Annotated in this window: 17 protein-coding genes and 1 pseudogene; 8 read left to right on the top strand and 10 right to left on the bottom strand. The window is 68.9% G+C overall.

What is annotated here, in order from left to right; genetic code table 11:
• Positions 1 to 32 precede the first annotated feature (32 nt).
• The 3 genes from rox to QMK34_RS23530 all read right to left on the bottom strand — a co-directional run bounded on the left by rox (position 33) and on the right by QMK34_RS23530 (position 3,308).
• Entirely contained in the window at positions 33 to 1,457 is a 1,425-nt protein-coding gene (gene rox / locus QMK34_RS23540; protein WP_326416426.1) for a rifampin monooxygenase, read from the bottom strand.
• Entirely contained in the window at positions 1,445 to 2,743 is a 1,299-nt protein-coding gene (locus tag QMK34_RS23535; RefSeq protein ID WP_326416425.1) for a glycosyltransferase, read from the bottom strand. The genes rox and QMK34_RS23535 overlap by 13 nt, the downstream gene beginning before the upstream one ends.
• Before the next feature lie 268 nt (positions 2,744 to 3,011).
• The gene (locus QMK34_RS23530) at positions 3,012 to 3,308 is read right to left on the bottom strand and encodes a putative quinol monooxygenase (protein WP_326416424.1); all 297 of its coding nucleotides are present in this window, start codon (positions 3,306 to 3,308) and stop codon (positions 3,012 to 3,014) included.
• A 149-nt stretch (positions 3,309 to 3,457) separates the two neighbouring features.
• Between QMK34_RS23530 and QMK34_RS23525 the strand changes: the two genes are divergently transcribed.
• A complete protein-coding gene (locus tag QMK34_RS23525) occupies positions 3,458 to 4,078 on the top strand; it encodes a glyoxalase (RefSeq protein ID WP_326416423.1) in 621 nt (206 codons plus the stop codon).
• Positions 4,079 to 4,150: 72 nt separating this feature from the next.
• Here QMK34_RS23525 and QMK34_RS23520 read toward each other — a convergent pair whose 3' ends face one another.
• Together QMK34_RS23520 and QMK34_RS23515 are read right to left on the bottom strand one after the other, a co-directional pair.
• On the bottom strand, positions 4,151 to 4,495 hold the full coding sequence (locus QMK34_RS23520) for a hypothetical protein (RefSeq protein WP_326416422.1): 345 nt from the start codon (positions 4,493 to 4,495) through the stop codon (positions 4,151 to 4,153).
• A gap of 29 nt (positions 4,496 to 4,524) precedes the next feature.
• Positions 4,525 to 5,160: an SRPBCC family protein gene (locus QMK34_RS23515; RefSeq protein ID WP_326416421.1), complete on the bottom strand. Its 636-nt coding sequence runs from the start codon at positions 5,158 to 5,160 to the stop codon at positions 4,525 to 4,527.
• A 129-nt stretch (positions 5,161 to 5,289) separates the two neighbouring features.
• Here QMK34_RS23515 and QMK34_RS23510 point away from each other — a divergent pair, with 129 nt between their 5' ends.
• The 4 genes from QMK34_RS23510 to QMK34_RS23495 all read left to right on the top strand — a co-directional run bounded on the left by QMK34_RS23510 (position 5,290) and on the right by QMK34_RS23495 (position 7,672).
• On the top strand, positions 5,290 to 5,937 hold the full coding sequence (locus QMK34_RS23510) for a TetR/AcrR family transcriptional regulator (RefSeq protein ID WP_326416419.1): 648 nt from the start codon (positions 5,290 to 5,292) through the stop codon (positions 5,935 to 5,937).
• Between the two features lie 288 nt (positions 5,938 to 6,225).
• The gene (locus QMK34_RS23505; RefSeq protein ID WP_326416418.1) at positions 6,226 to 6,567 is read left to right on the top strand and encodes an ArsR/SmtB family transcription factor; all 342 of its coding nucleotides are present in this window, start codon (positions 6,226 to 6,228) and stop codon (positions 6,565 to 6,567) included.
• Positions 6,564 to 7,094, top strand: coding sequence for an SRPBCC family protein (locus tag QMK34_RS23500; RefSeq protein ID WP_326416417.1), 531 nt, complete (start codon positions 6,564 to 6,566; stop codon positions 7,092 to 7,094). The genes QMK34_RS23505 and QMK34_RS23500 overlap by 4 nt, the downstream gene beginning before the upstream one ends.
• Positions 7,091 to 7,672, top strand: a complete 582-nt coding sequence (locus QMK34_RS23495; RefSeq protein ID WP_326416415.1) for a dihydrofolate reductase family protein — start codon at positions 7,091 to 7,093, stop codon at positions 7,670 to 7,672. The genes QMK34_RS23500 and QMK34_RS23495 overlap by 4 nt, the downstream gene beginning before the upstream one ends.
• Before the next feature lie 80 nt (positions 7,673 to 7,752).
• On the opposite strand, the gene QMK34_RS23490 is transcribed toward QMK34_RS23495, so the two are convergent.
• The 3 genes from QMK34_RS23490 to QMK34_RS23480 form a co-directional block, all read right to left on the bottom strand.
• Complete coding sequence (locus QMK34_RS23490; protein WP_326416414.1) at positions 7,753 to 8,742, bottom strand: hypothetical protein; 990 nt, start codon at positions 8,740 to 8,742, stop codon at positions 7,753 to 7,755.
• Positions 8,743 to 8,845: 103 nt separating this feature from the next.
• Positions 8,846 to 9,292 (bottom strand): nitroreductase family deazaflavin-dependent oxidoreductase, encoded by a 447-nt coding sequence (locus QMK34_RS23485; protein WP_326416413.1) that lies wholly within the window; start codon positions 9,290 to 9,292, stop codon positions 8,846 to 8,848.
• A gap of 96 nt (positions 9,293 to 9,388) precedes the next feature.
• Positions 9,389 to 9,997 carry a TetR/AcrR family transcriptional regulator gene (locus QMK34_RS23480; RefSeq protein WP_326416411.1) on the bottom strand — a complete coding sequence of 203 codons (609 nt, stop codon included), beginning with the start codon at positions 9,995 to 9,997 and terminating at the stop codon, positions 9,389 to 9,391.
• Positions 9,998 to 10,100: 103 nt separating this feature from the next.
• Here QMK34_RS23480 and QMK34_RS23475 point away from each other — a divergent pair, with 103 nt between their 5' ends.
• Together QMK34_RS23475 and QMK34_RS23470 are read left to right on the top strand one after the other, a co-directional pair.
• Positions 10,101 to 11,243, top strand: a complete 1,143-nt coding sequence (locus tag QMK34_RS23475; RefSeq protein WP_326416410.1) for an FAD-dependent oxidoreductase — start codon at positions 10,101 to 10,103, stop codon at positions 11,241 to 11,243.
• Positions 11,240 to 11,899, top strand: coding sequence for a DUF3159 domain-containing protein (locus QMK34_RS23470; protein ID WP_326416407.1), 660 nt, complete (start codon positions 11,240 to 11,242; stop codon positions 11,897 to 11,899). Before QMK34_RS23475 ends, QMK34_RS23470 begins: the two co-directional genes overlap by 4 nt.
• A gap of 98 nt (positions 11,900 to 11,997) precedes the next feature.
• Here QMK34_RS23470 and QMK34_RS23465 read toward each other — a convergent pair whose 3' ends face one another.
• Together QMK34_RS23465 and QMK34_RS23460 are read right to left on the bottom strand one after the other, a co-directional pair.
• Positions 11,998 to 12,420 (bottom strand): VOC family protein, encoded by a 423-nt coding sequence (locus QMK34_RS23465; protein ID WP_442785195.1) that lies wholly within the window; start codon positions 12,418 to 12,420, stop codon positions 11,998 to 12,000.
• 122 nt (positions 12,421 to 12,542) lie between these two features.
• Positions 12,543 to 12,716: pseudogene (locus QMK34_RS23460) on the bottom strand (pyridoxamine 5'-phosphate oxidase family protein); the annotation flags it as partial.
• 278 nt (positions 12,717 to 12,994) lie between these two features.
• On the opposite strand from QMK34_RS23460, the gene QMK34_RS23455 reads away from it, so the two are divergent.
• Positions 12,995 to 13,351: a VOC family protein gene (locus QMK34_RS23455; RefSeq protein ID WP_326416404.1), complete on the top strand. Its 357-nt coding sequence runs from the start codon at positions 12,995 to 12,997 to the stop codon at positions 13,349 to 13,351.
• Positions 13,352 to 13,477 lie beyond the last annotated feature (126 nt).

Below are 13,477 nucleotides of genomic sequence, written 5' to 3'. Positions count from 1 at the left end.
ACCCCTTGTCAAGCCCCTGGCGCCACGCGCTTTCAGCTGACGGGTTCGCCGAACCATTTCGGCATTTCACCCAGCAGTTCGGCCTGGTTTTCCCCGGCCCAGACGACGTGGCCGTCCGGTCGCAGCAGCACCGCGGGCACGGCCAGTTCCTCGCTGACGTCGACGACATGGTCGACCCGGTCTGCCCACCCCGCCACCGAGAGCCCGCCGGTCTGGTCGAGCAGCAGCCCGCGACCGGTCCGCATCAGCTCGTAGAGCCGTCCCTGCTTCAAAACGACGTCGCGCAGCCGCTTGCCGAGCAGTTCGTGGCCCTCGCCGAAGTCGTAGCGGATCCCGACCGCGATGATCTTCTCGAGCAGGTACCGGTTCACCTCCGGGAAGTCCATCAGCTCCGCCATCAGCCGCCGCACCGCCCGCGGACCCGCCTCGGTGGCCATCAGCACCGTCTGCGCGCGGGTGTTCTCCAGCACGTCGGCGGCCACCGGGCGCCGCTCGGTCTCGTAGGTGTCCAGCAGTCCCGCCGGCGCCCAGCCCTTGATCGTGGCCGCCAGTTTCCAGCCGAGGTTGAACGCGTCCTGCACACCGAGGTTGAGGCCCTGCGCGCCCATCGGCGGGTGGATGTGCGCCGCGTCGCCCGCCAGCAACACCCGCCCGGCCCGGTAGCGCTCGGCCAGCCGGGTGGCGTCGCCGAACCGGGAGAGCCAGCGCGGCGAGTGCACGCCGAAGTCGGTGCCCGCGGTCGCCAGCAGTTGCCGCTTCAGCTCCTCGAGAGTCGGCGGGACCGAGCGGTCGTCGGCCACCCCTTCGGCGGGCGCGACGACGCGGTACACCCCGTTCCCGAGGTGCCCGGCGCCGAACCGCAACTGCGTCTTGCGGACCTCGGCGTTCACGGCGTTGATCGTCTCCGGTGACGCGGTCAGCTCCACCTCGCCCAGCAGCGTTTCGACCGTGCTGGGCTCGCCGGGGAAGTCGATGCCGAGCAGCTTGCGCACCGTGCTGCGGCCACCGTCGCAGCCGACGAGGTACCCCGCGCGCAGCCGCGTGCCGTCGGCCAGCTCGGCGGTCACCCCGTCGTCGTCCTGGCTGAGCCCGACCAGTTCGCGGCCGCGCCGGATCTCGACGCCGAGTTCGAGGGCGTGCTCGGTCAGCAGCCGCTCGGTGACGGGCTGCGGGATGCCGAGGACGAAGGGATAGCTGGTGTCCAGCTCGGGCGCGGGCTGGGTGATTCCGGCGAAGAAGCCACCGACCGGATGCTGCTTGCCGAGTTCGAGGAACTGCTCCACCAGGCCGCGCTGGTCCATCACCTCGACAGTGCGCGCGTGGATGCCGAGCGCGCGGACCACCGGCGTCGGCTCCAGGTCCTTGTCCAGCACGAGCGCCCGCAAGCCTTGCAGCCGCAGCTCACTGGCCAGCATGACGCCGGTCGGTCCGCCGCCTGCCACGATCACGTCAACCATGGAGATTCCCCTTTGCCTGTACTGGATTGACTGTTCGACGAGCAACCGGACACCGGTGGCTTTTCCCGGCTGACCGCGTCCAGCAGCAGCTGCGCGGCCACCGTCGCCCCATCGGTGCGGATCGTCCCGGCCACCGCGGTCGCGCGTGCGCGGGTCTCGGGGCTCAGTGCCGCGCTGAGCGCGGCCGAGAGGGACTCGAAGGTCGGAGCCGGACCGTCGTGTGCCGCCCCGATGCCCAGCGCGGCCACCCGGCCCGCCCAGTAGGGCTGGTCCGCCAGCTGCGGCACCACCAGCTGAGGCGCGCCTGCCCTGGCGGCCGTCGTCGTGGTACCCGCGCCGCCGTGGTGCACGACGGCGGCCACCCGCGCGAACAGTGCCTGCTGGTTGACCTCGCCGACGGCGAAGCAGTCGTCCCGCTCGTCGATCAGGGCCAGTCCGGCCCAGCCGCGGAGCACGACCGCGCGGCGGCCCTGCGCCCGGATCGCCTCGATGGCCACCTTGGCGACGTCCGGCTGGGCGGTCTCCTTCTGGGCGTGCATGGCCATGCTGCCGAAGCCCACGTACACCGGTGGTGGGCCGGCGTCCAGGAACGCTTCCAGCTCGTCCGGGAGCGGCTGTTCGTGCGGCAGGATCCACGCGCCGGTCTGCACGACGTCGAGGTCCGGCGTCCGGTGCCACGGGTCCAGGATCGGGTCCGAAGCCAGCCACGGCCGATCGCCGACGACGTATCCCCGGACGTCGTCGACCGGGGGCAGGCCGTTCGCCACCCGGTTCGTGTTGAGCGCCTCGCCGAACAGCGCGTTGACGTTCTCGGCGTCCAGCTCCCACCGCAGCCGGTTGTCCGTCACCCCCGGCGGCAGCGGACGGCCCGGGTACGCCAGCGGCGAGTGGCCCGGCGACGGCAGGGTGAGCTGCTGGAACGTCACCGACACCGACCGGATGCCCAGTTTCTCGGCCACCGACAGCGCACCGGCCGCGGCGGGCAGCATGCCGGTCGCCACCAGCACGTCACAGCCCCGCGCCGCCGCGGTGACCGCGGCGAACTGGTCGGCGATCACCTCGGCCGCGCGCTCGGGCAGGGACGACGGCCGCGGCGGCGCGGCCGTCAGCGCGCGCGCCGACCGGCCGACCGGCACCATCGGCACGCCGGCCCCGGCCAGCCGCTCCGCGAAGTCGGGCGGCGCGCACACCCGCGCCTCGGCACCGAGTTCCCGCAACCGCACCGCGAGTCCCACCACCGGTTCGACGTCCCCACGCGACCCATACGTCGACAACACCACACGCACTTGGTCACTCCCCGTTTCTCGAGTTCAGCCGCAGTTCCTGGCTCAGGCCGGTGATTCTGCGGCACAACCCGGGTCTTGCGGCAAGCCCCCCAGTGCGCTATAAGTTGAAGGGGGAAGGGAGTGGTAGCTCCTCCTTCCTCTGTCGCGGCGATCGAAGCCAGGCTTTTTCAAACACCGAGCTTTTTCAAACGCACTAAAGAACCCCAGTCGCGAGGACGTCGGTAGTCCCTTTCCCGCGAGTGGGGTTCGTCAGTGCGCGTGGTGCCGCTCAGCCGCTGATCGGGCGGAGCGGGTGGATGGCGGGCGGGGCGGCGAGGTGCCCGTCGGTGGTCGCGAGCGCCGCCTGGAGGTGGTCGGTCCGGAGATGGGCGTCGAGGTCGGCCTGCGCCAGCCAGGTCTCGGTGGTCACGAAGGTGCCGGGCGCGGCTTCGGATTCGAACAGGGCGTAGGCCTGGCAGCCCGCCTCGCCGAGGGTGTGCCCGGCGAGTGTGGTCAAGGCGTCGCGCACGATCTCCTCCGATCCGGGCTTCGCGGTGATCACGGCGACCACTTGCAGGTCTGTCATGGATCCTCCAACAGTTCGGCGGGCGGTGCTCGGCACCGCGACAGTAGGTCACGCGGGCGGCGCACGCGCGGCGAGTGAGCCGGGGGAGCGACGAGACCGATCAGGAATCGAGAAGCGCCGGCCCTCGAGCCGAACCTAGGGTGACTGCCATGGCATTCATCGAATCCGTCACCCTCGACGTGGCCGATCCCACGGCCGCCCGGCAGTTCTACACCGCCGCGTTCGGTTTGGACACTCAGCTGCGCCTGCGGCCCTCGGAAGCACCGACGACCGGCTTCCGCGGGTTCAGCCTGTCGCTCACGGTGGCCCAGCCCGCGACCGTCAGCGGCCTCATCGGCGCCGCCGTCGACGCCGGTGCCACGCCGCTGAAGCCCGCCGCGAAGTCGTTCTGGGGCTACGGCGGTGTTGTCCAGGCCCCGGACGGGACGATCTGCAAGATCGCGACCTCGGCGAAGAAGGACAGCGGCCCGGCCACCCGGCAGATCGACGAGCTCGTACTGCTGCTGGGAGTCGCGGATGTGGCCGCGAGCAAGCGGTTCTACGTCGACCGCGGCCTCCCCGTGGCGAAGAGTTTCGGGCGCAAGTACGTCGAGTTCGCCACCGGCGAGAGTCCCGTCAAGCTGGCGCTCTACGGCCGCCGCGCCCTGGCCAAGGACGTCGGGGTCCCGCCAGAGGGCACCGGCTCACACCGGCTCTCGTTCGGCGGTGCCGCCGGGCCGTTCACCGACCCGGACGGGTTCGGCTGGGAGGCCGCGAGCGATTCACGGTGAGCCGCGCGACAGTCCTTTCCGGACAGTGGAAAAAGTGGCCGGGTAAGGTAAATCGCGCCGTCGACGAAGGATTCACGCTGCGGATTTCTTGTCAAGGCGATGATGGGCGATCGCGACCCCGATGGCCACGGCGACGATGAGCGCGGCGAGGACCGGGCTCATGTCCTTGGAGAGACTGGGTGCGCGGTCGGGGCCGATCGCCCAGACGGCCAGCGGGGTGGCGTAGGCCAGCGTGAGGGCGCCCGCCCACCAGTGAAGTGCTCGGCCGCGGGTGGTCCGCAGGGTGCCGACCAGCACGAGTACGACGGGAATGACGGCCATCATGGCGAACTGGCCGATGACGAGGACCGGTACGGCCCAGGCCGAGACGATGATGGTCGCCGATCGGCTGTCACGACGGAGTGTGGGGGTGGACATGTTCTCCTCCAGGAGGTCGAGGCTTCGGGTCAGCGGCCGCAGGGGTGGGCTTCGGCGGTGGTCTTGAGGTCTTTCAGCCAGGCTTCGAGACCAGTTCCCAGGTAGTAGACGGAGGTGGGCACGTCCCCTTCGACCTGGGCGCCGGTCCAGGTCTCCTCAGTGCGGACGAGGACACCGCCGGTGACCGCGGTGAAGTTCCAGACGTGGACGCCCTCGTCGATGCGCAGTCCTTCGCCGATCGCGGGCCCGGTCCAGCGGAGGCACTTGTCGCGCTGAACCTGCTGGACGGTCGAGGTGATGACCAGGGTGGACGCGGGGGTCGTGGCGGTGGGGGGCGCCGGAGTGGTCCACCGGAACCGGGAGTGTTTCCGGAGCGGGCCGGGGTCCAGGCGCTTCATGCCGGTGACGGGCGGCTGCCACGAAGGCCAGCGTTCCACCGTGGTCTGCAGGTTCCAGACGGTGCTCAGCGGCGCCTTGATCACGGCCTCGGTCCGGTACCGGATCCTGGCGGCGGGGTCGACGCTTTTTCCCTGGCAGGTCAGCGAAGCGGGGTGGCTTGCCGTGGCTGCCTGTGCTGGTGCGGCGGCGCCGAGGACACCGGCGACGGCCAGCGGGATCGCGAGCAGGGCGGCGCGGGCACCGAACCGGTGACGGGGGCTTCGCATGGTCCCTCTCCTTCGTTGTTAGAGCTAATATCTAGAGTTAGAAGCTATAGCTAACCCTTCGTGAGTGTCAATAGGGAAAGTGATAGGGTCTAACCAGGCCTCGACGGCGGGGCCGGGAACGGGTGGCTGATGACCGAGACGGACGGAAAGAGCCCGCGGGAGCGCTATCGGGCCCAGGTGTGTGCGGAGATCAAGCAACACGCGTGGGAGCAACTGGCCACGACGGGGGTGTCCGCGCTGTCCCTCAACGCGATCGCCAAACGCCTGGGCATGAGCGGCCCCGCGCTGTACCGGTACTACGCCAGCCGTGACGAGTTGCTCACCGAACTCATCCGCGACGCCTACCGAAGCCTGGCCGACCTGGTCCGGGCGGCTTTCGAGTCCGGGGCGGACGCGGCCGGACTGGCCCACGCCATCCGGGACTGGGCGCTGGCCGACCCCCATCGGTACTTCCTCCTCTACGGCACGCCCGTGCCCGGCTACCACGCCCCCGAAGACACCGCGACGATCTCGACCGAGATCATGGCGGTCCTGATCGACGCCCACGTCGCGCTGTCACTGGACAGGCCGGCCACCTCGTTCGACGCCCACCTCGAAAACCACCGCGACTGGGCCGATGGCCACCCGGCCCCGGCCGCGACCCTCCATCGGGCCCTGTCTTTCTGGGCCAGGGTCCACGGCACCCTTTCCCTCGAACTCGCCGGGCACTTCGCCGGAATGGGATTCGACCCCGCCCTGCTGTTCGCCGCCGAGCTGGACGACCTCCTGAAGTCCTGAGCGGTCCGCGACGCCGTAAGAAGGCGTCCGGAAACCGATGTCGTGTCGTCCAGTTTGGCGCCTGGGGCCGCGTCCCTTCAGCCGCCACCCCAGGTTTGCCGTGTGCCCTGATGGGAGCCTTCACGGCGTTTAACGCTGTCATGGTGGCCTTCAGGGGCACGCGCGAAACGGTCGTGGCGGTATGAAACGGGCGAATGGGCAGACTTTTCGTCCTTTGTGGAGGGTGAGCGGCTTCGAGGGGCGGGCGAGGGTTGTGAAAGTGATCGGACCGGGCTAACGTACAACCTAATGGTTGTACTTCGAGAAGAGAGCGAAGAGTCGCTCAACCGGCTCTTCCGTGCCTTGGCCGATGGCACGCGCCGCGACATCCTGGCGCGGTCGCTCACGGAAACGCCGTCGGTGTCCGATCTTGCCGCGCGCTACGAGATGAGCTTCGCCGCTGTGCAAAAGCACGTCGCCGTGCTCGAGCGCGTGGGTCTCGTTCAGAAGCGGCCCCGCGGTCGCGAGCAACTGGTCTCCACCGACCGAGCGCGGCTCCGGCGCGCCGGCGAGCTCTTCGACCACTATGAATCCCTTTGGCGCCAGCGCATGGCGCGGCTCGACGAAATTCTTCTACCGGAAGGAAAATGACGGTGCCGCTGACCTCTGTCACCAGGGACGTCGCCACGCTCACCTTCACCGTCGTGGGCGACTATCCCGTTCCGCGGCAACGCCTGTGGGACGCTTTCGCCGACCCGCGCCAACTCGAGCGCTTTTGGGGACCACCCACCTGTCCCGCCACGTTCACCCGTCATGACCTGAAAGTGGGCGGTCGCGCCGAGTACTTCATGGGCGATCGGAACGGGGAGAAGTGGAGCGGCTCCTGGAAGTTCACCGCGGTGGATCCCATCAGCTCGTTCGAGGCGCACGACGGCGAAGACAACGCCGAGGACGAGGACATGCCGTCGTCGATGAGGTTCACCTTCGACGCCACGCCGGCGGGCTCGCGCGTGACCATTGTGACCCGGTTTTCCAGCGTCGAAGCCATGGAGCGGACGACACCGGGAATGGAAGAAGGGCTGCGCGCGGCGATGCCCCAACTCGACGCGGTGCTGGCTGAACGAGGCGCGTCCACCGCGCACGCCCAGAACAGGACCCAACCCCGGAGGCTCACATGAGAAAACTCAAAATCATGGAACACATCTCGCTGGACGGGGTGATCCAGCATACCGCCGAAGACGGCGATTTCCCTTACGGCGACTGGACTGTGCCCTATCGGACTCCCACGGGCCGGGACACGGTCCTCGCCGCGTACGGCGAGAGCTTCGATCTGCTGCTGGGCCGCCGCACCTACGATCTCTGGTCGGGCTCCTGGCCAAAGGCGCCGAGCGGCCCGCTGGCGGATCGCCTCAACACGGCAAAGAAATTCGTCGTGACCCACCGTCCGGAAAGTCTTGAATGGGGCCCGTTCGAGGGCCTCGGACCGGACATCGCCGAGGGCGTTCGCCGCGTCAAAGCCGAGGACGGCCCGGACCTTGTCCTTTCGGGCAGCTCCACGCTGACCTCGACGCTGCTCGAACACGGGCTCGCGGACGAAGTCCTGCTGATCGTCTATCCGGTCCTGCTGGGCACGGGAAAGCGCTTCTTCGCGGAAGGAACCCCGGCCCGGTCGTTCGAGTTGGCCGGTACCACGGCACTGCCGTCCGGCATCGTCGTCAGCACTTACCGGAGCGCCGGGCCGTTGAAGACCGGATAGTTCGACCGTGTGGTTCGACCGGGTAGTAAGGCGAAGTAGCTCGCCGAGGCCGCAGGCGTAGCACCGCCTGCGGCCGATGGTCAGCCGAAGATCGCGGCCCGGCCCTGGGACGAATCGAACATCGCGCCGCTGTCGTGGCCGACGCCGGGCACGATGACCTTCTCGTGCGGCGCGGCCGGATAGTTCTTCGCGATGGAGGAGAAGTAGTTCTGCCCGCGCACCAGCCGGTAGTGGCCCTGGGTTTCCGCGGCGCAGGACTGGTCGATCCCGTGGTCCTGATGAACGTCGCCGCCGCCGAGCAGGTACGTCACCTTACGAGTGACGTACTGCTTGATCAACTGGTCGCCGGTGAACTCGCCCAGGTACGCGTTGAGATGGTTCAGGCCGTATTTGTAGTCGTCGTACGCCGGACACGAACCGGGCAGGCCGGTCCCGACCGGCCGGTCGGGCGTGAAGTACAGATACGACGACGGGTTGGCGGTGACGTAACGGAACGACACCCCCGGCAGCTGCGCGGGAGCCACCCCGCCGACGGCGTAGCGCTGGACGAACTGGCCGCCCGCGGAATGCCCGGCCAGGGTGATCCGGGTCAAGGCCGGGAAGCGCTGCTTGTCCGCGAGCTTGGTCAGAATCTCGTCGATCACGGTGAACGAGCTGATGCCCGCCGGGGACACCGAGTCGCCCCCGTCCTTCCACGACGTGTCATCGCCGTTGGTCCACGACACCTCCCGGGCGGCGGGCTTGTCCTCGGCGATCTGGAAATGCGGCGCGATGATCTCGGTGGTCGAGTCCGCACCGGCGTCGCGGGCGGCCTGGACCATCCGATCGAAGTAGTTCGCGGCGTTGCGCTCGGTGCCGTGCACCACGATCACCGCCTGGGTCGCCGCGCTCGAACCGGCCAAGGGGAAGCTGCGGTAGTAGGGCATCGAGGCGCCCTCGGCGAGGGTGAAACTGCCAAGGCAGGCCTGCGCGGACGTACATGGCCGGTCAGCCGCGGCCGAGCCCTCAGCGGTGCCGGTGAGCACCACGAGCGCGCCCGCGGCCGCCGCTATGGCCGAACGTCCGAACATGAACACTCCTTCGTCCCGAAAGCCGTTGATCGCCGAGGTGCTTCCGCCGCACAGTAGGACCCCCTGCCGGGACCGGTCCCCACGTGGGTCTTGGTGGCGGGGGTCAGTCCTGCGGGGTGAGCAGGACGATCGGGATCACGCGGTCGGTCTTCTGCGCGTACTCGTCGTACAACGGGAAGATGCGCACCATCCGGGGCCAGAGGGTCTCGCGCTCCTCCGGGGACGCGACCCGCGCGCGGGCGGTGAACCGGCGGGTGCCGACCTGTGCCCCGACACCCGGGTCCGCCTGGAGGTTCTTGAACCACGCCGGATCCTCGTCGGCGCCGCCCTTGGAGGCGACGACGACGAAGTCGGCGCCCGAGGTGCCGTAGATCAGGCAGGTGCGCCGTGCCTCGCCGGTCCTGCGTCCGGTCGTAGCGAGCACGAGGGTGTACACGCCGTCCGACTCGTGCCCCTCGGTGCCGCCCGAGGCCAGGTACTTACGGGTGTGCTCGGCGACCCAGTCCCATTTCGAGTCGGTGGCGCGGTCGAGATCATCGGCAACGGCCATGGCGGCGGTCCTTTCTCGTACGGATGGTGTTCGCGGCCCTCATGGCCGCTCGTGTCACTGGGACGGAGCCAGCGCCACGTTCTCGACACGTGGCTCTCACGATGGTGCGGCCTGTCCGGTCAAGCAGTGCTGCACGAGTGGACCGAACCTGCCGACCAGGTCGTCGACGGGCAATGACGCGATCGGTTCGATCCGCAGGATGTAGCGCGCCACCGTGAGACCGAGGAGCTGGGCGTTGACCATGGCCGCCCGCAGTGCGGCGTCCGGCACGGCGAGCATCGCCTCGACCCGGTCGGTGATCTCCCGGTCGATGAACTCGCGCATCAGCGCTTCGGACTGCGCATCGGCCGGGGCCGACCTGGTCAGCATCATGAGCGGGGTGCGGCCGGAGTTGTCGAGGTTCTCCACGAGTGTCCGGACAAGGCGCTCGCCGAGGGCGTCGGGGCTGCCGGTGAAGATCGACTCTATGGCGGGCGGGACGTCGCCGGACAGGTCCATGACGGCGCCGAACAGGCCCTGTTTGGTGCCGAAGAAGTAGAACACCATCGCCGGGTCGACCCCCGCCGCGGTGGCGATCGCGCGCACGGTCGTGCCGCCGTAGCCGCGCTGACCGAACAGTTCGCGGGCCGTCTGGAGGATCCGCTGCTTGCTCTCCGCGCCGGACCGCCAGCGTCCGGGGCGAGCGTGGGTGCCGTGTTTCGTCATGACCAAGGGAGCCTAACACCCTTTCTTCATCGTTCGGTGGAGTTTTGCTCGGACTCGCCGTAGGGTGTTCTTCATCGGGTGGTGAAGAAAAGGGAGAGATGGAATGAGGGTGATCGTGATCGGCGCCGGTCTTGGTGGGTTGACGCTGGCCCATGGGCTCCGCCGGGCGGGGGTGGACGTCGCGGTGTACGAGCGGGACGGCGCGCTGGGACGTCCGCAGGGCGTGAGCCTGCACGTCGACGACCGTGGCTCGGCGGCGCTGCGGGCGTGCCTGCCCCCGGCGCACGCCGCGATGGCGGAGGCCACCATGGGAGGACCGCGCGAGCAGACCCTGACGCTGACCGAAGTGGGGGGAGAGCTCACTGTCGCGGGCACTCAGCCGTCCGACGGCATGGCGGGCCGGGCGCGACCCGGCAGGCAGGTCCACCGGCCGTTGCTCCGAGCGGCGTTGCTGACGGAACTGGACGACGTGGTCCGATTCGGTGCCGAGTTCACGCGGTTCGAGCAGCGTGCCGACGGCACGGTCCGGGTGTGGTTCGCCGACGGCGGCACGGACACGGCCGACGTACTGGTCGGCGCGGACGGGATCGGTTCGGCGGTTCGCCGCCGGTACTTGCCGGACGTCCAGGTGATCGACAAGGGACGACGCATGGTCATGGGTGCGACTCCGCTGCGAGCAGTGGCCGGTACCGGGCTGCCGGGGCTGATCGGCGACAGTCCGGCCGGCGCGCGAGTGGGCGGCACGATGATGGCGCTGGGCGTGCTGCGGTTCACCCAGCGGCCGGTGAGCGCGCGGGAGGAGTGGTTGCCCGCCTTGGGCTCCCAGGTCGTCGCCGATGCCGAGGACTACGTGATGTGGGCCCTGCCCAGCACGCAAGAGCGGCTCGGTTCGACCGGCTCACCGGCCACGGTGTGGCACCGGGCCCAGGAGCTGGCCGCGGACCTGCACCCGTCGTTGCGGTTGGTCGTCGCCGAGGCGTGGCCGGACGTCACGGCCGCGCTGCGGATCGGGATGATCCCGCCGATGCCTGCCTGGCCCGCCAGTCCGGTGACGGTCATCGGCGACGCCATCCACCTGGCCCCGGGTTTCGGTGGCAACATGGCGATGCGGGATGCGCAGTGGCTGTGCGAGGCGCTGGCCGGAGCGTCCCGCGGTCGGTTCGACCTGCTCGACGCGATCGGCGCCTACGAGGACACCATGCGCCGCACCAGTTTCCCCTCTGTCGCGGCGAAGGCAGGCAGATGAGCCTCAATGTGCTGACCCAGAAGTCTCTGTCGTTGTTCAGCGTGGTGGGCGGTTGGCGCACGGTCGCCGAAGGCGTCGCGTCCCGGGTGGTGTTCCTGGTCGCCTATCTGCTGACCGGCCAGGTGTGGACCTCCGCCCTGATCGCGGTCGGCGGCGTGGTGGTGCTCGCGGGCGTGCGGGTGTGGACTGATCGGCGTTACTGGTCGGCGGCGATCGGACTGGCCATCGTCGGGGGGTCTGCCTTGCTGGCCGGGAGTACCGGGCAGGCGATCAACTTCTATCTGCCCGCCGTGCTCATCCAGGCGGGCCAGGGCGCGGTGTTCCTGCTGTCCATGCTGGTGGGGTGGCCGGTGCTCGGGTTGGTGCTCGGGGCAGTGCGCGGTGAACGGTTCGGCTGGCGGCGCGATCCGGCCTGGCGGCGGCGCTACCAGCTGTGCACGGCGGTATTCGTGGTGAAGTGCGGCATCGCGACGGCGGTGCAGCTGCCGCTCTACCTGCACGGGCAGCTCACCGCCCTCGGCATCGCGGCCACGCTGCTGGGAGGCGCACCCTCGGCGGGCGCCTGCATCTACCTGTGCTGGCGGATCCTCCGCAAAGCCCCGGAGAGCCGCCTGAAGCTTGCCGTGTGCCCTGATGGGAGCCTTCACGGCGTCTAACGCTGTCATGGTGGCCTTCAGGGGACGTGTGAAACGGTCGTGGTGGTATAGAAACGTGCCTTCCCGGTACCGACCGCGCTGGGTCGTTCACCGACCGGTCACTTGATCTGCTCGGCCAGCGCGACGAGGATGCCCGCGGGGCCGCGGAGATAGCAGAGCCGGTAGCTGTTCTCGTACTGCACCAGCTCGCCGAGGAGTTCGGCTCCGTGTGGCCGCAGGCGGTCGAGGATGTCGTCGATGTCTTCGACGGCGAACATGACGCGATGCATGCCCAGCGTGTTCGCCGGAGCGCGCTGGTCACCGTCTCGGCTCGACGGCGTGTGGTACTTGGTCAGCTCGAGCCGTCCGTGGCCGTCCGGGGTGCGCATCATCGCGATATCCGACCGGACTCCCTCGAGTCCGACGACGCGATCCACCGCGCTGCCCTCGACTGTCGCCTTGCCCTCCAGCTCCAGACCGAGTTCGGCGAAGAACGCGACAGTGGCCTCGAGGTCGTCGACGACGATGGCGACGTTGTCCATCCGCTGGATCGTCCCGCGCCGGGGGTGGGGGCTCTGCTGGTCAGTGTCTTCCATACCGTCTTCCATACTGTTTTCCGTGCTGTCGTCCATGATGATGTCCTCTCAGGTATGGCTGTGCGTGTTCAGGTGCGCTGGCGTTCCTGCTGTCGCTGCATAAGCTCTTCGATGGCGGTGGGCAGGGTGGTCTCGAAGTCGATCAGCTTGGCCCAGGTCGGTTTTACCACGACCCGGACCATGCCGTCGTAGAGCGACTTCACGCCTTCCTCCCACTCGGCCCGTTGTTCGGGCGTCATCTCGCCCGGCAGGCTTGCTCGGAGATCAGCACGATCGCCGGTTCGGGCAGTCGGCGTATCACCGTTCGAACGTGATCGGAACGAGGTCATCGTCGAGCCGACGCGTGAAGTCCACAGCCGAGGCGTGATTGGCCACGAACGCGCTGTCATCGGCAGAGGCGTGCACCGCAGCGGAAATGACCTGTTCGCGGCACGAGCGGATGTACGACGGTCAACAGCGACGGCACGTTACTGCGGAATCCGGGCGTGTGCCGACCGCAATCGTCGATAGCATGGCTGGCATGGCCATCGCTCGCTTGCCCCTCATCGTTGTCGACTGTCCCGATCCTGGTGCGCTCGCGAGGTTCTACGGCGCGATGCTGGATTGGAAGGTCGACGTCTCCGCCGACCGGGCTTCGGTTTGCGCCGAGGACGGCCAGTGCATCTCCTTCCATCGGGTGGCTGGTTACACGCCGCCGATGTGGCCGACCCAGGAGCGGCCCCAGCAGATGCACCTCGATGTGATCGTCGACGACCTCGATGCCGCCGAGGCGGCATCGGTCGATCTCGGTGCGACCAAACATCCGGACCAGCCCGGTACGTCCTTCCGGGTCTTCCTGGACCCGGCAGGTCACCCCTTCTGTCTCTGTCTGAACTGATCCGGACGGGAGCCCTCGGCGTAGCGTTCGCGCTCATCGGCAGATACGGGCACTCAAAGCGGCAGAAGCGGATGTTCGTAAGGCTGCGAATGCCCGGCTGTTGACGCGATGCGGGTCGCGGTGAAG

It is taken from the genome of Amycolatopsis sp. H20-H5 (assembly GCF_035828755.1).
Classification (GTDB): Bacteria; Actinomycetota; Actinomycetes; order Mycobacteriales; family Pseudonocardiaceae; genus Amycolatopsis.
The sequence above is the reverse complement of the archived record's forward strand: the minus strand, read 5'-3'. Positions and strand labels throughout refer to the sequence as shown.

What these genes read in the sequence shown, in the direction of transcription:
- QMK34_RS23455 (WP_326416404.1), top strand. Translation starts at nt 12,995, where the DNA reads ATGGCCATCGCTCGCTTGCCCCTCATCGTTGTCGACTGTCCCGATCCT.
- QMK34_RS23510 (WP_326416419.1), top strand. Translation starts at nt 5,290, where the DNA reads ATGACCGAGACGGACGGAAAGAGCCCGCGGGAGCGCTATCGGGCCCAG.
- QMK34_RS23495 (WP_326416415.1), top strand. Translation starts at nt 7,091, where the DNA reads ATGAGAAAACTCAAAATCATGGAACACATCTCGCTGGACGGGGTGATC.
- QMK34_RS23465 (WP_442785195.1), bottom strand. Translation starts at nt 12,420, where the DNA reads ATGGACAACGTCGCCATCGTCGTCGACGACCTCGAGGCCACTGTCGCG.
- QMK34_RS23470 (WP_326416407.1), top strand. Translation starts at nt 11,240, where the DNA reads ATGAGCCTCAATGTGCTGACCCAGAAGTCTCTGTCGTTGTTCAGCGTG.
- QMK34_RS23505 (WP_326416418.1), top strand. Translation starts at nt 6,226, where the DNA reads ATGGTTGTACTTCGAGAAGAGAGCGAAGAGTCGCTCAACCGGCTCTTC.
- QMK34_RS23520 (WP_326416422.1), bottom strand. Translation starts at nt 4,495, where the DNA reads ATGTCCACCCCCACACTCCGTCGTGACAGCCGATCGGCGACCATCATC.
- QMK34_RS23480 (WP_326416411.1), bottom strand. Translation starts at nt 9,997, where the DNA reads ATGACGAAACACGGCACCCACGCTCGCCCCGGACGCTGGCGGTCCGGC.
- QMK34_RS23530 (WP_326416424.1), bottom strand. Translation starts at nt 3,308, where the DNA reads ATGACAGACCTGCAAGTGGTCGCCGTGATCACCGCGAAGCCCGGATCG.
- QMK34_RS23475 (WP_326416410.1), top strand. Translation starts at nt 10,101, where the DNA reads ATGAGGGTGATCGTGATCGGCGCCGGTCTTGGTGGGTTGACGCTGGCC.
- QMK34_RS23500 (WP_326416417.1), top strand. Translation starts at nt 6,564, where the DNA reads ATGACGGTGCCGCTGACCTCTGTCACCAGGGACGTCGCCACGCTCACC.
- QMK34_RS23490 (WP_326416414.1), bottom strand. Translation starts at nt 8,742, where the DNA reads ATGTTCGGACGTTCGGCCATAGCGGCGGCCGCGGGCGCGCTCGTGGTG.
- QMK34_RS23515 (WP_326416421.1), bottom strand. Translation starts at nt 5,160, where the DNA reads ATGCGAAGCCCCCGTCACCGGTTCGGTGCCCGCGCCGCCCTGCTCGCG.
- QMK34_RS23525 (WP_326416423.1), top strand. Translation starts at nt 3,458, where the DNA reads ATGGCATTCATCGAATCCGTCACCCTCGACGTGGCCGATCCCACGGCC.
- QMK34_RS23485 (WP_326416413.1), bottom strand. Translation starts at nt 9,292, where the DNA reads ATGGCCGTTGCCGATGATCTCGACCGCGCCACCGACTCGAAATGGGAC.
- rox (WP_326416426.1), bottom strand. Translation starts at nt 1,457, where the DNA reads ATGGTTGACGTGATCGTGGCAGGCGGCGGACCGACCGGCGTCATGCTG.